The following is a 19,418-nucleotide window of genomic DNA, read 5'->3' as shown; positions in this document are numbered from 1 at the left end:
CTCCTCAGATGCGGTCGAAGTCGTAGGCGGTCTCGGCGTGCAGCGCGCGGTCGAGGCCGATGGCCTCCTCCTTCGCGGTGACGCGGATCGGGTGGATCTTGTTCATGACCCAGGCGATCGCGTAGGTCACGCCGAACGAGTACGCGAGCGTGACGGCGATGGCGATCGTCTCGGTGACGGCGAGCATGGGGTCGCCGCCGAAGACGATGCCGGAGAGGCCGGCGGGCGCCGCCGACGAGGCGAACAGCACCGCGAGGTAGGTGCCGACGATGCCGCCGATGCCGTGCACGGCGAAGGCGTCGAGGGCGTCGTCGACCTTGCGGCGGCGCATCCAGGTGATGGCCCAGGCGACGACGGCACCGCAGACGAGGCCGAGGGGAAGGCTCGCGAGCGGCGTGACCGCGTCGGCCGTGGGGGTGATGCCGACGAGGCCCGCGATGAGGCCCGTCGCGAAGCCGAGCATGGTGGCCTGGCCGTCGCGGTAGTGCTCGATGAGGGCGAAGCCGAGGCCGCCGCCGAGCGCGGCGAGGAGCGTCGTGAAGGTCACGTAGCCGGCGAGGAAGTTGGCGCCGGCGGCCGTGCCGCCGTTGAATCCGATCCACCCGGCGAAGAGGAGGCCGGCGCCCAGCAGCACGAGCGAGATGTTGTGCGGGCGTCCGTGCGAGGTGCGGCGCGGGCCGAGGACGGCCGCGAGGGCGAGGGCCGAGGCGCCCGCGTTCATGTGCACCGCGGTGCCACCGGCGTAGTCGTGCAGGCCGAGAACGTTCCGCATCCAGCCGCCGACGACGCCCGTCTCCTCGTCGCTGAACGCGAAGACCCAGTGCCCGAGGGGTGCGTAGACAAGCACGACCCAGAGGGCCGAGAACACGAGCCACGAGCCGAAGCGCATGCGGCCGGCGGCGCCCGAGGCGACGATGCCGATGCTGATGGCCGCGAACAGGGTGTAGAAGGCGCCCCAGTACGCGGAATCGGATCCGTCGTCGGCCGTGAAGGCGTTCCAGCCGGCGTATTCGAGCGGGTTTCCGATGAGTCCGAGGCCGCCGACCGAGTCGCCGACCACGAGACCGTGACCGAACGCGACGTAGACGACGGCGGTGATGGCCATGGATCCCATCACCATCATGAACATGTTGAGGGCGTTGCGGCCCTTCATCATTCCCCCGTAAAAGAGGGCGAGTCCGGGGAACATGAGGAGCACGAGCGCGAAGGCCGCGAGCATCCAGGCGAGATCAGCAGCGGGCATGATGTTCCTTTCTGACCACCCAGGCGGGCGATGCGATAACCATCGCGGAGGTGCCCGCCCCTCCGATTTCTGAGTGGTGTCCGAGCGGTTTCGATGAACGGGGTGACTTTTACATGCCGGAAACGAAAGTGTTCGCTGTCTGAACGCCCGCGCCCGTAGCGTTCCGGGCATGCAGACAAGCAGTACGAAGCCGCCGCTGACGAAATGGACCATGGAGCAGCTGACGCGGCGGGGCATCGTTGCGCCCGAGGCGGTCGAGTCACAACCGTGGCGAAACGGCCTCGGCACGACACGCGTTATTCACGAATCGCTCGCCTGGCGGCTGAGCCTCGCCGAGATCCGCGGAACGCTGTCGTTCTCGCTGTTTCCCGGCATGGACCGGATCCTCGTGCTCGTGAGCGACGCACCCCTCACGCTCACGATCGACGGCGAGCTGCGCCGCCTCACGCGCGGCCGCCTCGTGCGCTTCGAGGGCGAGGCGACGGTGCTGCCGAGCCCCGCGTCGAGCGGCGCCACCGTGCTGAACCTCATGACGGCGCGATCGATCGCCGAGTCGACCGCGTCGCCGCTCATCGTCGACGGCGAGCTCGTCGTGCCGCCGTCGACGACCGCGATCCTCGGGATCCTCGCGGGCGAGCTGCGCTGGAACGACATTCTCCTGCCCGTCGGAACGGTGCTTTTGCCGTGCCCCGACGAGCGGATCCTGGTCGGCGAGGGCGAGGTCATCGAGTTCTGCGTGCAACCGGTATCAGAGCGCGAGTAGGGGCTTCGTCATCGTGGCGAGCATCCAGGTGTATCGCCGGTAAACTCATGGCGTGACTTCATCCACTTCGCCCGCCGAAGCGCCCCGTTCGACGTACTCCGAAGCCGGAGTCGACACAGCGGCCGGCGACCTCGCCGTCGAGCTCATGAAATCTTCCGTTAAGGCCACCCACGGCCCCGAGGTTCTCGGTGGAGTGGGTGGTTTTGCCGGCCTCTACGACGCCTCGTTCCTCAAGGAGTACCGTCACCCGCTGCTCGCGACGAGCACCGACGGTGTCGGCACAAAGGTCGCGATCGCGCAGGCGCTCGACAAGCACGACACGATCGGCCAGGACCTCGTGGGCATGGTCGTCGATGACATCGTCGTGACGGGCGCGAAGCCGCTCTTCATGACTGACTACATCGCCACCGGCAAGGTCTACCCCGAGCGCATCGCCGACATCGTGCGCGGCATCGCCGAGGCGTGCAGCGCGACGGGCACGGCGCTCGTCGGCGGCGAGACCGCCGAGCACCCGGGCCTCCTCGGCCCCGACGACTACGACGTGGCCGGCGCCGCGACGGGCGTCGTCGAGAAGGACGAGATGCTGGGCGCGCACCTGGTGCAGCCGGGCGACGCGATCCTCGCGCTCGAGTCGAGCGGCATCCACTCGAACGGCTACTCGCTCGTCCGTCACATCCTGAAGAACGCCGGCCTCGGCTACGGCGACCACGCCGCCGACCTCGGCACCACGTGGGGCGAGGCGCTCCTCACGCCCACGCGCCTGTACACGCTGCAGCTGCTCGAGCTGATCAAGAACGTGCCCGGATCCGTGCACGCGCTCAGCCACGTCACCGGCGGCGGCATCGCGGCGAACCTCGCGCGCGTGCTCCCGAAGGGATCCTGGGCCGAGGTCGACCGTTCGACCTGGAGCCCCAGCCCGGTCTTCCGCGCGCTGAGCGACGTGGCAGGCACCTCGCTCGAGTCGAGCGAGGGCACCTGGAACCTGGGCGTCGGCTTCTTCGCCGTCGTCTCGCAGGACAAGGTCGACGAGGCGATCGCCTCGCTCGCCGGATCCGGGATCCCCGCCTGGCAGACCGGCACGGTCGCCTTCGGCGACGCGCCGGAGGATGGTTTCGAACAGGGTGCCAAGGGGGTCGACGGCGGCGCCGTTCGCCTCGTCGGCCAGTACGCAAACGGAGCGAAGTAACACCCACATGTGCGGCATCGTCGGAATGGTCGGTCGCGGCCACGTCAATCAAGACATCTATGACGCCCTGCTGCTTCTGCAGCACCGCGGCCAGGATGCCACGGGAATCGCCACGGCCGAGTCGAGCGGTGTCATGCACATCGCCCGCAACAAGGCCATGGTGCGCGAGGCATTCCGCACCCGCGACATGCGCTCGCTGCTCGGCAACGTCGGCCTCGGCCACGTGCGCTACGCGACGAAGGGCACGGCGTCGAGCGAGGAAGAGCTGCAGCCCTTCTACGTCAACGCCCCCTACGGCATCACGCTGATCCACAACGGCAACCTGACGAACACGCGCGAGCTGACGGCCGACATGGCCCGCCGCGACCGCCGTCACCTCAACTCGTCGAGCGACACCGAGCTGCTGCTCAACGTTCTCGCGAGCGAGCTGCAGGAGACGACGAGCCCCGTCGACCTCGAGCCCGAGCGCATCTTCCAGGCGGTCGAGCGCACGCAGAAGCGCATCGAGGGCGCCTACGCCGTCGTCGCCGTCATCGCGGGCTACGGCCTGCTGGCGTTCCGCGACCCGTTCGGCATCCGCCCCCTGATCCTCGGCCGCCGCTCGCACGACGACGGCAGCGACGAGTGGGTCGTCGCGAGCGAGTCGCTCGTTCTCGAGAACGGCGACTACGAGATCGTCCGCGAGGTTGCCCCCGGCGAGGCCGTGTTCATCACGAACGACGGCGAGCTGTTCAGCAAGCAGTGTGCCGACGACGCGATCCTCGCGCCCTGCTCGTTCGAGTACGTCTACCTCGCGCGCCCCGACTCGGTCATGAACGGCCAGAGCATCTACGAGTCGCGCCTGCGCATGGGCGAGAAGCTCGCGAAGACCATCGCGAAGCACATCCCCGAGGGCGAGATCGACGTCGTCATGCCGATTCCAGATTCGTCGCGCCCCGCCGCGATGGAGGTCGCCCGCGTGCTCGGCATCGAGTACCGCGAGGGCTTCTACAAGAACCGCTACGTCGGCCGCACCTTCATCATGCCGGGCCAGGAGACCCGCAAGAAGAGCGTGCGCCAGAAGCTCAACGCCATGTCGAGCGAGTTCAAGGGCAAGAAGGTGCTGCTGATCGACGACTCGATCGTGCGCGGCACGACGAGCCAGCAGATCATCCAGATGGCCCGCGACGCCGGCGCCATCAGCGTCACCTTTGCCTCGGCGGCCCCGCCCGTGCGCTACCCGCACGTGTACGGCATCAACATGCCGACGGCCGAAGAGCTCATCGCTCACGACCGCACGATCCCCGAGATCGGCGAGGTGCTCGGCTGCGACCACATCGTGTTCCAGGAGATCGACGACCTCCGCGACGCGATCATCGAGGGCTGCGCCGCCGGCGGCGTCAAGCTCGACGATGTCGAGATGAGCTGCTTCGACGGCCGCTACATCACCGGCACCGTGACCGACGAATACCTGGAGTGGGTCGCGGCAACGCAGACCTCCTGACCATGCGCCGCACGCGACGAAGGGGATTCCCGCACGGGGGTCCCCTTCGCGCGTTGCGGGGCACAGATATCGGAGCGACATGACAGAAGCAACACCGCACCGGGCGCGCGGCACCATCGCGGCGATCCTCATCATCCTCGGCCTCGTGCTCGTGCCGATCGGGGTCGTCTCGTCGGCCGCCCGGACGCTGCTGACCGACGAGGACGCCTTCGTCGACACCCTCGCGCCGCTCGCGGAGGATCCGGACGTGCAGGGCGTCGTGACCGAGGGGGTGACCCAGTCGATCACCGACGCCGTTGACTCGCTGGGGCTGCCGAGCGCCGTGACGGGCGCCCTCGAGCCGCTCGTCGAGGAGCAGGTGGGTGAGGCCGTCGCCTCCGATGCCTTCGCCCGCGCGTGGCAGAAGTCGCTGCTGCTGAGCCACGAGCAGCTCGTCGCGACGCTCTCGGCCGACCCGGATTCGGCGCTCACCCTCACGGAGGCGGGCGGCATCGAGCTGCAGATCGGCCCGATCGTCGCGGAGGTCCGCGACCGGCTGGTCGCGAACGGCTCGCAGTTCGCCGAGCGGATCCCGGACGTCGATCGCGGGATCCTCATCTACGAGAACGACAACCTCGCGAAGCTCGAGCCCGTCTACAACCGCGTGCTCGTCGTGGGCGCGTGGAGCCCGTGGGTCGCCGCGGCTCTGATCGTCGCAGGCATCGCGGTCGCCGCGCGCCGGGCCCGCGCGGCCATCACGACCGGCATCGTGCTCGCCGTGATCGGCATCGCGCTGTGCGCCGCGCTCGCGATCGGCCGCGGCGTCTTCGCGTCGTCGCTCGAGAGCACGATCGTGACGGCCGACGCGGCCGGCGTCGTCTACGACGCGCTCGCATCCCGGATCCTCTGGCCCGCGATCGCGGTCGCGGGCGGGGGAGCGGTGCTCGCGATCGCGGTCGCGATCGGGCGCAGGATCCGCCGGCGCTAAGCGACACAAGAAAGGACCGGCCTCGCGGCCGGTCCTTTCTTGTGTTTATCGGATCAGTGGTCGAGCGACGAGGCGCGGAAGACGCCGATGAAGCCGGTGACGAGCAGCGAGGCACCGAGGAAGATCCAGAGCCAGACGGCCGTCATGAGCGGCGAGATCAGCACGAAGACACCGGCGAGGATGCTGACGATCGCGAAGAAGATCGTCCAGCCCTCGTGGGCGCGGTCGGATCCGGGAACGGCGGGTGCCTTCAGGCCGAGCGAGGTCAGCGAGACGATGCCCTCGAAGATCCACGAGATGCCGATGAAGGTCGTCACGATGACGGCGAGCACCGCGGTCGACTCGGCAAGATTGGCGAGCGCGACGATGCCGGAGACGAGGAAGAGCAGGCCGAGCACGATGAGGCCGATGCGGGGCCAGGTCGACAGCGTCTTGGCCGTGATGCCGCTTGCGAGCTGCAACAGGCCCGCGATGATCGCGTAGATGCCGATGACGATCGTGACGGCGTATGCCGACTTGACGGGCCAGATCAGCATGACGAGACCGAAGACGATCGCGACGATGCTGCTGACGAGGATGGCCGTGCGCAGTCCCTGGCGGACGGCGAATGTGCTGAGCGGGTCGGCAGACATGTTGACTCCTGTGAGTGGGGTTCCTCCGATAAGTATCTGCGACCGCTGGGCGGAACAGAAGTGTTTACCGGGTGTTTCCGCCCGCGCCCTTGCCAAACGCGATACATCGTGTTTAACTCAAGCTATATCGCGAACAAGGAGGCGATCATGGCAAGCGAAAAATGGATCATCCACCCGGGTGAGACCCGCGTCATCGACGTGGACGGCATTACCCGGCTCAAGGCCGGCCTCGTGGGCGGCCAGATCGACATCGTCGGTCACGACGAAGACCACGTGCGCGTCGAGGTGCACAGCGTCGCGGTCAAGGAGCTGCGCATCGAGGTCGACGGCACCGAACTCGAGATCGACCACCCCCAGGTGCGCTGGGACAACTTCATCAAGACGTTCGTGAACGTCGGATCCTCGGGCCCCCGCGCCGAGATCTCGGTCGCGGTTCCGCGCCGCGTCGCGCTCTCGCTCGGCGTCGTCTCGGCGAGCGCCCTCGTCGCCGGCCTCTCCGAGGACGCGACGATCAACACGGTCTCGGGCGACGTTCTCGTCGACGGACTCATCGGCGATCTCAACACCCACGCCGTCTCCGGCGACGTGCAGGTGCGTGGGCTTGACGGCGACTTCTCGAGCGACATCGTCTCGGGCGACATCGCGGTCGCGGGTCGCGTGCACCGCACCGACATCAACACCGTCACCGGATCCGTCGTGATCGACGCCGAGGGCCCGCTCCAGCAGGCCGGCGTGAACGCGGTCTCCGGATCCGTGACCCTGCGCATCGACGACGAGTACCCGGCCCGCTACAACGTGCACACGCTGAGCGGACGCGTGCAGGTCGACGGCGTCTCGCGCTCGAAGAATTACGACGGCCACGCCGGCGCCCTCTCGGGCATGTTCGCCGAGGTGCGCGCCAACACGGTCTCGGGCGACATCACGGTGCTCCGCCGCGGCGGCGTCGCGCCCCAGGCCGAGGTCGACGCCGAGGTCGAGTGGCCGAACGGGGGCGAGGAATAATGCCTCCCGTCTTCAACCACGGCGACCTGCGGCTCTACCTGCTGAGCCTCCTCGCCGAGCGCCCGCTGCACGGCTACGGCATCATCCAGGCGCTCTCCGAGCGCACGGGTGGCACCTACACCCCGAGCGCCGGCACGATCTACCCGCGCCTGTCGAAGCTCGAAGACGAGGGGCTCGTCACCAAGACGCAGGAGGGTCGCACGACGATCTACTCGATCACCGACGCGGGTCGCGCCGAGGTCAAGCGGCGCGCCGCCGAGCTCGACGGCATCCAGAACGGCCTGAGCGACTCGGTCCGGATCATCGCCGACGGCGTGCGCAACAACGTGCGCGAGGCGATGAAGAGCATGCGCGCCGACTTCGCGGCGGCGGCGAGCTCGCCGCCCCCCGAGGAGCCGCCGGCGGAGGATCCCCGCGCCGCGGCGCGGATCCAGCTCGCCCGCGCCGAGACGCTGCTCGCGGGCTTCCGCGCCACCATCCGAGCGGATCTGCGCACGCACATCGCGCGCGGCGGATCCCTCACCCCCGAGCTCGTCGACGCGCTGACGGCCGATCTCGACGGCGTCACGGAGCGCGTGCGCTCGTCGCTCGGCTGAGTGCCCCGGGCCCTCTCCCCTCGGGGGAGGGGGCCCTTCGCCGTCGGAGGGGGTTCAGCCGACGGGCGTAAAGTAAATCGATATGGCGCGATTGCACGATTCCCCCAAATGGCTCCGCGTCGCTGTCTGGGCCGTGGGGGCCCTCGCCTACTTCGCCGCGATCATGTCGCGCACGTCGCTCTCTGCGACGGCCTCGATCGCGAGCGACCGCTTCGACCTCTCGAGCAGCGACCTCGCGGCGTTCGGCATCCTGCAGATCCTCGTCTACGCGCTCTCGCAGATCCCGGCCGGCATGCTGATCGACCGGCTCGGCGCCCGCACCGTGATCCTGTCGGGCATCCTGATCGTCGCCGTGAGCCAGCTCGCGGTCGGTTTCGGCGGATCCTTCGGCGTGCTCCTCGCCGCCCGCGCGGTCGCCGGCTTCGGTGACGCGCTCGTCTTCCCCTCGGCCATCCGGCTGACGGCCGTCGCGCTGCCGATGAGGTGGGTGCCCGCGGGAACCCAGCTCATGGGCGTGCTCGGAACCTTCGGCATGGTCGCCTCGACGACCCCGCTCCTGCTGCTCGTCGGCGCCACGGGGTGGCCCGCCGGCTACGCGATCACCGCCGCGTTCACGGGCGTCGTCGCGCTCGTCGCGTTCGCGATCCTCGCGGGCATGGGCGCGGATCCATCGCGCACCGCGAGCGGCGAGAGTCTCGGATCCGTGCTGCGCGGTACCGCGGAATCGATGCGGCAGTCGGGCGCGTGGCTCGCGTTCACGGTGCACCTCGTGACGGGCACGTCGTTCACGGCATTCGTCGTGACGTGGGGCCCGCTCTTCCTCGAGCATGGCGCGGGCGTCGGCCCCGCCGGCATCGGGCTGTTCTTCACCGCCGTGCCGATCGTCGGCATGATTACCGGCATCGTGCTGGGCCGCGCCGTCGCCGGCCGCCCGCGCCTGCGCTCGCGGATCATCGTCGGGACCGTCATCGCCCAGATCGTCGCGTGGATCCTCGTGCTCTGGTACCCCGTTCCGACCCCGACCGTGCTGCTCGCGTTCCTCGCGCTCGCGCTCGGCGCTGGCGGGCCCGTCTCGGTCACGGCGTTCGACATCGCGCGCGAGCGGGTGCCGGGCAACCTCGCGGCGCGCGCCAACGGCATCGTGAACACGGGCGGCTTCTCGGGAGCCCTCGTGGTGATCTGGCTGACGGGCGCGATGCTCTCGCTACAGGGGGCGAAGGATCCGGGTGATTATTCGATCGAGATGTTCCGCGTCGCCTACCTGCCGATGCTCGCGATCCTCGTCGCGGGCCTCACGGCCTACGCGCTCCTCAACCGCCGGGCCCGCCACCACTGACCGGTCCGCGGGCACAGCAAACGCCGCGGGTGTGGCACCCGCGGCGTTGCAGTGATGAGTGACGTTAGACCCTCGCGGGCTCGTCGTCCTCATCTTCGTTGTCGTACATGTCGGCCCAGCGGTCGACGTATTGGTCGTCTGTACTGTGCGTGAGTTCACGCTCGAGCGCCGCATAGTCCACGTTCGGACTAAACGACTTCAGTTCACGAGCGAGCTTTGTGTGCTTCGCCTTCTGACGGCCACGCCCCATAGCGCGTCGACCCCCTTAAACGTTGATCTGTAGGAATGAACCCTATTCAGATACATGCTTACATGGCACCCGGTAAAAGACCGGAAAGAGTAAGCTTTAGGATACCACGGGGCCCGAACCGGAGGCTCCGAAAGCGGGAGGTGTGACGCCGATGTCCGAGATCTCAGGCGGCCAGCAGGCCGTAGAAAAAGACCTTCACGGGGCCGTCATTGCGGCGATTATCCCTGATCAGCCCGCCCGCGTCGTGACCGAGGCCGCGCATTATGCGAACATGCTCGGAGTTCCGCTCGTGGTCGTGCACGTCGACGTCACGCGCTTCGTGACCTACGAGGATCCGGATGGTGCGCCACACACCGCGCCCATCGACATCAACGTCGACGCCGGCGCGGAGGAACTCGCCGAGGTGCAAAAGCGCGTCGCCGAGGTGCTCTCGAAGCAGAGCGTCGAGTGGACCACGGTTCAGCTCGTCGGCGACCCGGCGCTCGCGATCAAGCACTACGCCAACAAGATCGACGCGCCCCTCATTGTCGTCGGCACCCGCAAGCGCGGTTTCGGCGAGTCGCTTCGCGAGTTTTTCACCGGATCCGTCGCCGCGAGGCTCTCGCACCGGCAGCACCGCCCGCTGCTGGTCGTGCCGCTCGGCGAGCCGATCGACGACGAGGCCCCGATCTTCGACGAGGCGTAAAATTCATACCGTGGTCTGATCTTCACCTGATCGAAAGGTCGGGCATAGCCTCCCCATGGGAAACTGAGCGGGCCGATACACGTCTGTATTGAATCCCGGGGAAGTCTGTGTCGAAACTCTCTGTTCTCAGTTTGAAGAATCGCGCGTTGATCGCGCTCATCACGATCTGCGTGGCCATCGTGGGCGGTTTTAGCCTCACGAACCTGAAGCAAGAGCTGATGCCGTCGGTCGAGCTGCCGGCGCTCATCGTGATGACGACGTACCCCGGCGCCTCGCCGGACGTCGTCGAGGCCGACGTCTCGACCCCGATCGAAGAGGCGATCCAGACGGTGCCCGGCCTCGACACCTCGTCGGCGACGAGCTCGTCGAACGTGTCGATGGTGCAGGCGATGTTCGACTACGGCACCGACATGGCGACCGCCGAGCAGAAGATGCAGCAGGCGATCAACCGCATCTCGAGCCAGCTGCCGAGCTCCGTGGATCCGCAGGTCGTCGCGCTCTCGCTCGACGAGCTGCCGGTCGTGCAGGTCGCGGTGTCGGGCTTCGACGACCCGGCGAAGGCGCAGGAGCAGCTCGAGGATCTCGTGATCCCGGCGATCGAAGACGTCGAAGGCGTCGGCACCGCGTCGATCGCGGGCGCCGCGGGTCAGCGGATCACGATCGTCCCGGACACGGAGAAGCTCGCGGCCGCGGGCCTCACCCAGCAGGCCATCTCCGATGCCCTGCAGCAGAACGGTAGCCTCTTCCCCGGCGGCGAGATCACCGAAGACGGCGAGACCCTCACGGTGCAGACCGGCGTCAAGATCGGCTCGATCGACGAGCTGCGCGAGCTGCCGCTCGTCTCGTCGGCCGTCACGCAGGTGGATCCGCTGACGGGGCAGGTGCTGCCCACCCAGAACTACACGATCGCCGACGTCGCGAGCGTCGAGCTCGAGGACGACCCGACCACGTCGATCTCCCGCGTGAACGGCGAGGACGCGATCTCGATCGCGGTCACGAAGCTCCCGACCGGCAACACCGTGAGCGTCTCGGCCGGCGTGCTCGACGCCCTCGACACGGCGGGCGAGCAGCTGCCGGGCGTCGAGTTCACGGTCGTGTTCGATCAGGCGCCGTTCATCACCGACTCGATCGAGACGCTCGCGACCGAGGGCCTCCTCGGCCTCGTGTTCGCGGTCGTCGTGATCCTGATCTTCCTGATGTCGATCCGGTCGACGCTCGTGACGGCGATCTCGATCCCGACGAGCGTGCTCGTGACCTTCGCGAGCATGCAGGCGTTCGGCTACTCGCTGAACATGCTGACGCTCGGCGCGCTGACGATCTCGATCGGTCGCGTCGTCGACGACTCGATCGTCGTCATCGAGAACATCAAGCGGCACTACGTCGAGGGCACCGATAAGGGCGACGCGATCCGCCTCGCCGTGCGCGAGGTCGCGGGCGCCGTGACGGCGTCGACCGTGACGACCGTGGCGGTGTTCTTGCCGATCGCCTTCGTGGGCGACATGGTGGGCGAGCTGTTCCGTCCGTTCGCGATGACGGTGACGATCGCCATGCTGGCGTCGCTGCTCGTGTCGCTGACGATCGTGCCGGTGCTCGCGTACTGGTTCATGAAGCCGGGCAAGCAGCTGCTGACTGCGGCCGGCATCCCGATCGATCCCGAGCACCCCGACGCCCCGAAGACCAGGCTGCAGAAGGCGTACCAGCCAATCCTGTCGTGGACGCTCAAGCACTCCTGGTCGACGCTCGGCATCGCCGTCATCGTCCTGATCGGCACCGGATTCCTCGCGCCGCTCATGAAGATCAGCTTCCTCGGCGACATGGGCCAGAACTCGCTGACGGTCACGCAGGACATCGGCGAGTCCGCGTCGCTCGACGCGCAGGACGAGGCGGCCAAGAAGGTCGAGGATGTCCTGCAGGGCGTCGACGGAGTCGACACCGTGCAGGTGACCATCGGATCCAGCACGGGCGGGATGGCCGGGCTCCTCACCGGATCCGGGATCACGTACTCGATCATGACCGACGCCGACGCCGACCAGGCGACGGTGCAGGACGACGTGACGAAGGCTCTCGACGAGCTCGACGCGGGCGACATCTCGGTGCAGGCCGCGGCGGGCATGGGAACGTCGAGCGACATCACCGTCACGGTCGAGGCCGCCGACGACGAGACGCTGCGTTCGGCCACCGAGGCCGTGACCGAGGCGCTCCAGGGCCGCGACGGCATCGAGGATCCGACGAACTCGCTCGAGGCCGATATGCCCTACATCTCGGTTGACGTCGATCGCGCGAAGGCCGCCGAGGCGGGCCTCAGCGAGGCGACCGTCGGTGCGCTCGTGAACGCGACCATGCAGCCCGCCGAGGCCGGCACGGTCGAGATCGACGGATCCTCGCTCACGATCTACCTGCAGAGCGACCAGCCGCCGGCGACCGTCGACGAGCTGCGCAAGATGCCGATCCCGACCGCCGCGGGCGTCGTCGAGCTGCAGTCGATCGCGACGGTCGAGCAGTCGACGAGCCCCGCGTCGATCTCGACGCAGGGCGGCCAGCGCACCGCGACCGTGACGATCACGCCCGCGACCGACAACCTCCAGACCGCGACGGCGTCGGTGCAGGCCGCGCTCGACGATGTCGACCTGCCCGACGGCGCCCGCGCCACGATGGGCGGCGTGGCCGAGGACCAGGCCGACGCCTTCAGCCAGCTGGGCCTCGCGATGCTCGCGGCGATCCTCATCATTTACATCGTGATGGTCGCCACGTTCAAGTCGCTGCGCCAGCCGCTGCTGCTGCTCGTGTCGGTGCCGTTCGCGGCGACGGGCGCGATTCTGCTGCAGGTCATCACGGGCGTGCCGCTCGACGTTGCCTCGCTCATCGGCGTGCTGATGCTGATCGGTATCGTCGTGACGAACGCCATCGTTCTCATCGACCTCGTGAACCAGTACCGCTCGCATCACGGGCTGAACGTGCACGACGCGACCCTCGCGGGGGCCTCGATGCGTCTGCGCCCGATCCTCATGACGGCGCTCGCGACGATCTTCGCGCTCACGCCGATGGCGATCGGCATCACGGGCCACGGCGGATTCATCTCGCAGCCCCTCGCGATCGTCGTGATCGGTGGCCTCGTGTCGTCGACCTTCCTGACGCTGATCGTGCTGCCGACCCTCTTCAACCTCGTCGAGGGTGCCAAGGAGCGCCGCGCGGCCCGCCGCGGCGACGCCCCCGTGGATCCTGCGGCGGGTTCGGGTGTCTCGGGTGAGCCCACGCCCGGCGATGGCGGGGTGATCACGGCGCCCCAGCTGCGCCGCCGGCGTCGCTGAGCCCATTCTTCGGTATTGGCCCCGAACTGCGGACTCCCCTCCGGGATCCCTCCGCAGTTCGGGGCCATCTCCGTGGATAGGGCTCACCCTGTGTGCCGCGACCCGCACCTGCTGAGATGACCCCATACTGCGGATCTTCTTGGCCCAATGCTCCGCACATAGGGGCCATTTCCGCAGTTAGGGCTCGCCCCCTGTGCCTCGACCTGCATCTGCGGATCTGACCCCGTGCTGCGGGTCTTCTTGGTCCTGTGCTCCGCACTTGGGGCTCACTTCCGCAGTTAGGGCTCACCCCTGCGCCCGCCCCAAATCTGCGGGCCTGACCCGGTACTGCGGATCTTCTTGGCCCTGTGCTCCGCACTTGGGGGTCACTTCCGCAGTTAGGGCTCACCCCTGCGCCCGACCCAAATCTGCGGATCTGACCCGGTACTGCGGATCTTTCTGGCCCTGTGCTCCGCACTTGGGGGTCACTTCCGCAGTTAGGGCTCACCCCCCCCTGCGCCCCGACCCGCAATTGCGGATCTGACCCCGAACTGCGGATCCGGATCCCCGGCTGCTCCGCAGATGGGGGTCAGGTCCGTGGTTCGGGACCACGGCGAAGCCCCTCGATCCCGGCCCCGCAAACAATTCACAGGGGCGGAGATCGCGGATTTTGTCCACAATTCGCGGATCCGGCGAGCGAGCGGCGGCGGCCCTCGCGCACGATCGAGGGCATGGAACTCGTAGGCATCATTCGACGCGGTGGCGGCGTCATGCTCACCGCACAGCTCGTGAAGCTCGGTATCTCGCTGACGCGCATCAAACGCGCGGTCGCGGCGGGGATCCTTATCCGGCCGAGCAAGGGATGGGTCGCGTTGCCGGGAGCGGATCCGATGCTGATCAACGCGGCGGCGGCGCGCGTCGTGATCACGTGCGTCACGGCAGCCGCGTACTTGGATTGGTGGGATGTGGGCGAGAAGAAGCCGCACCTGGCGGCCGCGCCACACGCCCATCCGATCCTTACGCAGCCCGCGAGGGTGCACTGGAACGAGCCCATCGTGCCCCGCCAGCCGGGGAAGTTGGTCGACTCTCCCACGAATGTGCTGCTGGCCGTCGCAGAGTGCCGTCCGTTCGAGGAAGCTGTGACGATCTGGGAGTCGGGGCTTCGCTTGGGCGTCGCGAAACCCGATGCATTGCGGCTGCTGCCATTGCGGCCGCGAACCCTCGCTGTGCTCGAAGCCGCCCGGCCCTATGCGGACGCCGGCACGGAGTCGATCCTCTTCCACAGGCTGACCTGGCTCGGCTTGCCGATGCGTCGGCAGACGTGGATCCTGGGGCACCGCGTCGATCTTCTGATCGGCGATCGGCTGGTGATCCAGGTCGACGGCGGGCATCACGTCGATGCGCAGCGCGCGAGCGACAACGAGCACGACGCGCAGCTGAGGCTCGCGGGCTACCACCCGATTCGCGTCACCTACTGGCAGCTCATGAATGACTGGCCCCGTGTGCAGGAACTCATCCTGGACGCCATCGCGCACGGCCTCCACCTCGCCAAACACTGACCCCGTCCTGCGGATCTGACCCCGATCTGCGGAGGTAACCCCGGGATATTTCCGTAGTTAGGGGTCATCTCCGCAGCTAGGGAATAGCGGGGGTACATCCGGGGCGAGGCCGCGCGCTGGCCGTTGCCCCCGATCTGCGGAGGTGGTCCCTTACTGCGGACAGATCCCCCTAGAAAAGTCCGCAGTTTGGGGTCATTTCCGCAGTTGGGGCTCTCCGGGGCGTCGCCGGCGCGTGCCCACCCGCTCGCCGCCGGTCCGGATCCGCGGACATGGTCCCGTGCTGCGGATGGGACCTCGGGATAACTCCGTAGTTCGGGATCATCTCCGCGGCTAGGGGTCGCAGGGGGTGTCCGGGTTGGGGCCGCGCGCTGGCTACTGGTCCGCATCTGCGGACCTGGTCCCTTGCTGCGGAGAGAACCCCGCGAAACCTCCGCAACTAGGGGTTAACTCCGCAGTTGGGGGTCGCAGGGGTGTCGCCGGGATGGGCCCACGCGCTCGCCGTTGGTCCCCATCTGCGGAGGTGGTCCCTTGCGGCGGAGGGGATCCCGCGAAACCTCCGCAGTTCGGGGGCATGTCCGCAGTTGGGGCTCGCAGGAGCGCCTCCGCGTTGGGGCTGCGCTCGCTGTTGGTCCGGATCCGCGGAGGTGGTCCCTTACTGCGGAAGCAACCCCGAGATAACTCCGTAGTTAGGGGTCATCTCCGCAGCTAGGGAATAGCAGGGGGACATCCGGGGTACGCCCGCGCGCTGGCCGTTGGCCCCGATCCGCGGAGGTGGTCCCGTACTGCGGAGAGACCCGAGGGATAAGTCCGTAGTTAGGGGTCATGTCCGCAGTTGGGGCTCGCAGGAGCGCCTCCGGGGCGGGGCTGCGCGCTCGCTGTTGGCGCCGATCCGCGGAGGTGGTCCCGATCTGCGGAAGCAACCCCGAGATAGCTCCGCAGTTCGGGGTCATCTCCGCAGGTGGGGGTCGCACAGGTGCGGCCCCACGCGCTCGCTGCAGACCCGGATCCGCGGACTTGGCCCCGTACTGCGGAGGCACCCCCGCGAAATCTCCGCAGATCGGGGTCAACTCCGCAGATCGGGCACGATGTACGACGCAAGGCCAGGGACTACCCCGGGGTTTCCCAGATCAGGACGGTAACGTAGAAAGGTCGGCTGAGGGATGCCACGTAGTGTGCGTGGGTGTTTATGTGTCCTGTCGTGGCCGCATAACACCTACGGAAGGTGCGTTAATTTCGCATGCCTAAAAACAAGAAGCCCGCAGGCGGACGTCCCGCTAAGAACTTCGACCCCAAGTACGCCGGCGACCGCAAGCCGCGCTGGAACCGCGACGACCGCGACCAGCGCCAGGGCGGATCCCGCGAGGGCGGTTTCAACCGCGGCGAGCGTGGTGGGTTCAACCGCGATGAGAACCGTGGTGGCTACCGCGGTGACCGCGACAACAACCGCGGTGGTTACAACCGCGACAACCGTGGTGGGTTCAACCGCGACGAGAACCGTGGCGGATACGGCCGCGACAACAACCGTGGTGGATACAACCGCGACGATAACCGCGGTGGCTACCGTGGCGACCGTGACAACGGTGGATTCCGCGGCAACCGCGACGACAACCGTGGCGGACGCCGCTTCGAAGACCGCGGTGAGCGTCGCTTCGACGGCGAGCGCGGCGGCCGTTCGTTCGACCGCAACGATCGCGGTGGTTTCCGCGGCGGCGACCGCGACAACCGCGGTGGATACAACCGCGACGACAACCGTGGTGGCTACCGCGGAAACCGCGACGAGAACCGCGGCGGCTTCCGCGGTAACCGTGACGACAACCGCGGTGGCTTCCGCGGTAACCGCGACGAGAACCGCGGCGGCTTCCGCGGAAACCGCGACGAGAACCGCGGCGGCTACCGCGGCGACCGCAACTTTAACCGCGACGACAACCGCGGTGGCTTCCGCGGTAACCGCGACGACAACCGCGGTGGCTACCGCGGAAACCGTGACGAGAACCGCGGCGGCTACAACCGCGACAACCGGTTCGAGAACCGCGACAACCGTTTCGAGAAGCGCGACAACCGCGACGAGACGATCGAGCGCACCCCGCGCGAGCAGAACGCCGGCGAGCGCGCCTGGCAGGAGCGCCGCGACGCTGCCCCGCAGCGTTCGGCCGCGCAGGAAGAGCGCATCGACGTCGTGCACGAGCGCCTCGAGTCTGAGGCCGTTGCCGCCGAAGAGGTAGAGGGCCAGACCTTCGCTGACCTCGGCCTGGGTGACAACATCGTCCGTGCCCTCGCAGGCATGGGTGCCGACAAGCCCTTCCCGATTCAGGCGGCCACGGCCGGTCCGATCATCGAGGGTAAGGACGTTCTGGGTCGCGGTCGCACCGGATCCGGTAAGACGATCGCGTTCGGCGCGCCCCTCGTGGAGGCCCTCCTTCGCGCCCGCAAGGGCAAGGAGCGCGCGTACGGCCGCTCGCCGCAGGCGCTGATCCTGGCCCCGACGCGCGAGCTCGCGCTGCAGATCGACCGCACCGTGCAGCTTCTTGCGCGTAGCGTCGGCCTGTTCACGACGCAGGTGTACGGCGGCGTGCCCCAGGGCAAGCAGGTCGGTGCGCTCAAGAAGGGCGTCGACATCGTCATCGGTACGCCGGGCCGTATCCAGGACCTCGAGCGCCAGGGCAAGCTTGACCTGAGCCAGATCCAGATCGCCGTCCTCGATGAGGCCGACCACATGTGCGAGCTCGGCTTCCTCGAGCCCGTGCAGGAGATCCTGCGCCTGACGAAGGCCGACGGCCAGAAGCTGCTCTTCTCGGCGACGCTCGACCGCGAGGTCTCGGCGCTTGTCGACGAGTTCCTCAAGGACCCGCAGGTCTACGAGGTCGCGGGTGAGGACCAGGCGACCGGCACGATCGACCACCAGGTCTTCGTCGTCGACCAGCGCTCGAAGCGCGACGTGCTCGAGCAGCTCGCCGACCGCGACGGCCGCACGATCATCTTCAGCCGCACCCGTGCCTTCGCCGACCAGCTGGTCGAGCAGTTCGAAGACAACGGTCTGCGCGCGATCGCGCTGCACGGTGACCTGAACCAGGCGAAGCGCACGCGCAACATCGAGCGCTTCTCGAAGGGCAACATCCAGGTGCTCGTCGCGACCGACGTCGCGGCCCGCGGTATCCACGTCGACGACGTCGACCTGGTCGTGCAGGCCGATGCGCCGGACGAGTACAAGACTTACATGCACCGCGCCGGTCGTACGGGCCGCGCCGGCCGCTCGGGTCGGGTCGTTACGCTGATCCCGCGCAACCGCCGCCGCCGCATGAGCGAGCTGCTCGACCGCGCCGAGATCGAGGCCCCGTTCCACGACGTGCAGCCCGGTGACGAGCGCATCGAAGAGCTGACGCGCTAAACAAAGCAGCAAACAAAGCAGCAAGCAAGCAGCAACACGGAAGGGCGGGGGAGACCCCGCCCTTTCGCGTATCAAAAACCGCAGACCAAAAATACGCAACAATGGATCCATGCATACTCCCGTGGATCCCACCGGCCAGCAGATTCTCCTCTCGAAGGGTGACGTCACCGCGCACATCGCGCAGGTCGGCGCGAGCCTTCGCGGCCTCACCGTCAACGGCGTGAGCATCGTGACCCCGTTCCCCGAGGGAACGAGGGCGCCGTCGTGCTCGGGCACGGTTCTCGTGCCGTGGCCGAACCGCATCGCGGACGGCATCTGGAAGCAGACGGATCCGCACGGCAACGAGTACGAGCAGGAGCTCGCCCTGACGGAGCCGGATCTCGACAACGCGATCCACGGCCTGCTGCGCTTCACGCCCTACGTGGTCGACGCGCAGGACGACAAGGCGACGCTGACGGCGACGGTCGTGCCGCAGAACGGCTACCCCTTCGCCCTCATCACGCAGGTCGAGTACGCCCTCACCGACGATGGCATCACGGTCACGCACACGCTCACGAACGTGGGCGACAAGTCGGCGCCGGTGGGCGTCGGAACGCACCCCTTCTTCCACATCGGTGGCGAGGATCCGCGCGAGCTGACCCTGACCCTGCCCGCCTCGCGCTTCTACGAGGTCGACGAGCGCCTGCTCCCGACCGCCGAGCGCGATGTCGAAGGCAACACCGATCTGCGCGAGGGCCGCCGCCTCGGCGACGTCTCGCTCGACACGGGCTTCGCGGGCCTCGAGCGCGACGACGAGGGCCGCGCCGTGACGACGCTCGCGTCGGCCGACGGCAAGAAGGTCTCGGTCTGGCAGGACGAGAACTTCGACTACCTGCAGGTATACACGACCTCGAATTATCCCGGTCAGGACTACGCGGTCGCGATCGAGCCGATGACCATCCCGACCGACGCGTTCAACTCGGGCGATAACCTCACGTGGCTCGAGCCCGGCGCGAGCTGGAATGTTAGTTGGGGTGTCAGCTTCTCGAGCTGATTCGGGGTAAC

General features: G+C 68.0%; 15 protein-coding genes. 12 read left to right on the top strand and 3 right to left on the bottom strand.

The genetic code is table 11. The features are described 5' to 3' along the window. Nucleotides 1-4: 4 nt before the first annotated feature. A complete protein-coding gene (locus tag DTO57_RS10740) occupies nt 5-1,243 on the bottom strand; it encodes an ammonium transporter (RefSeq protein WP_114118227.1) in 1,239 nt (412 codons plus the stop codon). A 169-nt stretch (nt 1,244-1,412) separates the two neighbouring features. On the opposite strand from DTO57_RS10740, the gene DTO57_RS10735 reads away from it, so the two are divergent. The 4 genes from DTO57_RS10735 to DTO57_RS10720 all read left to right on the top strand — a co-directional run bounded on the left by DTO57_RS10735 (nt 1,413) and on the right by DTO57_RS10720 (nt 5,642). Continuing rightward, nucleotides 1,413-2,006, top strand: a complete 594-nt coding sequence (locus tag DTO57_RS10735) for a HutD family protein (protein ID WP_114118226.1) — start codon at nt 1,413-1,415, stop codon at nt 2,004-2,006. 52 nt (nt 2,007-2,058) lie between these two features. Continuing rightward, nucleotides 2,059-3,192: a phosphoribosylformylglycinamidine cyclo-ligase gene (purM, locus tag DTO57_RS10730; protein WP_114118225.1), complete on the top strand. Its 1,134-nt coding sequence runs from the start codon at nt 2,059-2,061 to the stop codon at nt 3,190-3,192. Nucleotides 3,193-3,199: 7 nt separating this feature from the next. Continuing rightward, on the top strand, nt 3,200-4,675 hold the full coding sequence (gene purF, locus DTO57_RS10725; protein ID WP_114118224.1) for an amidophosphoribosyltransferase: 1,476 nt from the start codon (nt 3,200-3,202) through the stop codon (nt 4,673-4,675). Between the two features lie 79 nt (nt 4,676-4,754). Continuing rightward, the gene (locus DTO57_RS10720; RefSeq protein WP_114118223.1) at nt 4,755-5,642 is read left to right on the top strand and encodes a hypothetical protein; all 888 of its coding nucleotides are present in this window, start codon (nt 4,755-4,757) and stop codon (nt 5,640-5,642) included. Between the two features lie 53 nt (nt 5,643-5,695). Here DTO57_RS10720 and DTO57_RS10715 read toward each other — a convergent pair whose 3' ends face one another. Beyond that, nucleotides 5,696-6,274, bottom strand: coding sequence for an HdeD family acid-resistance protein (locus tag DTO57_RS10715; protein WP_114118222.1), 579 nt, complete (start codon nt 6,272-6,274; stop codon nt 5,696-5,698). A 147-nt stretch (nt 6,275-6,421) separates the two neighbouring features. On the opposite strand from DTO57_RS10715, the gene DTO57_RS10710 reads away from it, so the two are divergent. From DTO57_RS10710 to DTO57_RS10700, 3 genes are all read left to right on the top strand, one after another. After that, the gene (locus tag DTO57_RS10710; protein WP_114118371.1) at nt 6,422-7,276 is read left to right on the top strand and encodes a DUF4097 family beta strand repeat-containing protein; all 855 of its coding nucleotides are present in this window, start codon (nt 6,422-6,424) and stop codon (nt 7,274-7,276) included. After that, nucleotides 7,276-7,872, top strand: a complete 597-nt coding sequence (locus DTO57_RS10705; protein WP_114118221.1) for a PadR family transcriptional regulator — start codon at nt 7,276-7,278, stop codon at nt 7,870-7,872. Before DTO57_RS10710 ends, DTO57_RS10705 begins: the two co-directional genes overlap by 1 nt. Nucleotides 7,873-7,954: 82 nt before the next feature. Next, entirely contained in the window at nt 7,955-9,208 is a 1,254-nt protein-coding gene (locus tag DTO57_RS10700) for an MFS transporter (RefSeq protein WP_114118220.1), read from the top strand. A 64-nt stretch (nt 9,209-9,272) separates the two neighbouring features. Here the strand turns inward: DTO57_RS10700 and DTO57_RS10695 are convergent, their stop codons facing one another. Continuing rightward, the gene (locus tag DTO57_RS10695) at nt 9,273-9,458 is read right to left on the bottom strand and encodes a DUF3073 domain-containing protein (protein WP_114118219.1); all 186 of its coding nucleotides are present in this window, start codon (nt 9,456-9,458) and stop codon (nt 9,273-9,275) included. A gap of 151 nt (nt 9,459-9,609) precedes the next feature. Here DTO57_RS10695 and DTO57_RS10690 point away from each other — a divergent pair, with 151 nt between their 5' ends. From DTO57_RS10690 to DTO57_RS10670, 5 genes are all read left to right on the top strand, one after another. Next, a complete protein-coding gene (locus tag DTO57_RS10690; RefSeq protein WP_114118218.1) occupies nt 9,610-10,143 on the top strand; it encodes a universal stress protein in 534 nt (177 codons plus the stop codon). Nucleotides 10,144-10,250: 107 nt separating this feature from the next. Continuing rightward, entirely contained in the window at nt 10,251-13,451 is a 3,201-nt protein-coding gene (locus DTO57_RS10685; protein WP_114118217.1) for an efflux RND transporter permease subunit, read from the top strand. 749 nt (nt 13,452-14,200) lie between these two features. Next, complete coding sequence (locus DTO57_RS14505; RefSeq protein WP_229730397.1) at nt 14,201-14,989, top strand: endonuclease domain-containing protein; 789 nt, start codon at nt 14,201-14,203, stop codon at nt 14,987-14,989. 1,237 nt (nt 14,990-16,226) lie between these two features. Continuing rightward, a complete protein-coding gene (locus DTO57_RS10675) occupies nt 16,227-18,374 on the top strand; it encodes a DEAD/DEAH box helicase (protein ID WP_114118216.1) in 2,148 nt (715 codons plus the stop codon). A 109-nt stretch (nt 18,375-18,483) separates the two neighbouring features. Continuing rightward, nucleotides 18,484-19,407, top strand: coding sequence for an aldose 1-epimerase family protein (locus DTO57_RS10670; protein ID WP_114118215.1), 924 nt, complete (start codon nt 18,484-18,486; stop codon nt 19,405-19,407). Nucleotides 19,408-19,418: the final 11 nt, after the last annotated feature.

This window comes from Microbacterium sorbitolivorans, from assembly GCF_003327285.1.
Classification (GTDB): Bacteria; Actinomycetota; Actinomycetes; order Actinomycetales; family Microbacteriaceae; genus Microbacterium; species Microbacterium sorbitolivorans.
This window is presented reverse-complemented; position numbering and strand designations above follow the sequence as displayed.

Excerpts from the sequence above, each read along its gene's own strand:
- DTO57_RS10670 (WP_114118215.1), top strand. The coding sequence starts at position 18,484 with ATGCATACTCCCGTGGATCCCACCGGCCAGCAGATTCTCCTCTCGAAG.
- DTO57_RS10720 (WP_114118223.1), top strand. The coding sequence starts at position 4,755 with ATGACAGAAGCAACACCGCACCGGGCGCGCGGCACCATCGCGGCGATC.
- DTO57_RS10700 (WP_114118220.1), top strand. The coding sequence starts at position 7,955 with ATGGCGCGATTGCACGATTCCCCCAAATGGCTCCGCGTCGCTGTCTGG.
- DTO57_RS10690 (WP_114118218.1), top strand. The coding sequence starts at position 9,610 with ATGTCCGAGATCTCAGGCGGCCAGCAGGCCGTAGAAAAAGACCTTCAC.
- DTO57_RS10705 (WP_114118221.1), top strand. The coding sequence starts at position 7,276 with ATGCCTCCCGTCTTCAACCACGGCGACCTGCGGCTCTACCTGCTGAGC.
- DTO57_RS10675 (WP_114118216.1), top strand. The coding sequence starts at position 16,227 with ATGCCTAAAAACAAGAAGCCCGCAGGCGGACGTCCCGCTAAGAACTTC.
- DTO57_RS10735 (WP_114118226.1), top strand. The coding sequence starts at position 1,413 with ATGCAGACAAGCAGTACGAAGCCGCCGCTGACGAAATGGACCATGGAG.
- DTO57_RS14505 (WP_229730397.1), top strand. The coding sequence starts at position 14,201 with ATGCTCACCGCACAGCTCGTGAAGCTCGGTATCTCGCTGACGCGCATC.
- purF (WP_114118224.1), top strand. The coding sequence starts at position 3,200 with ATGTGCGGCATCGTCGGAATGGTCGGTCGCGGCCACGTCAATCAAGAC.
- DTO57_RS10710 (WP_114118371.1), top strand. The coding sequence starts at position 6,422 with ATGGCAAGCGAAAAATGGATCATCCACCCGGGTGAGACCCGCGTCATC.
- DTO57_RS10715 (WP_114118222.1), bottom strand. The coding sequence starts at position 6,274 with ATGTCTGCCGACCCGCTCAGCACATTCGCCGTCCGCCAGGGACTGCGC.
- DTO57_RS10740 (WP_114118227.1), bottom strand. The coding sequence starts at position 1,243 with ATGCCCGCTGCTGATCTCGCCTGGATGCTCGCGGCCTTCGCGCTCGTG.
- DTO57_RS10695 (WP_114118219.1), bottom strand. The coding sequence starts at position 9,458 with ATGGGGCGTGGCCGTCAGAAGGCGAAGCACACAAAGCTCGCTCGTGAA.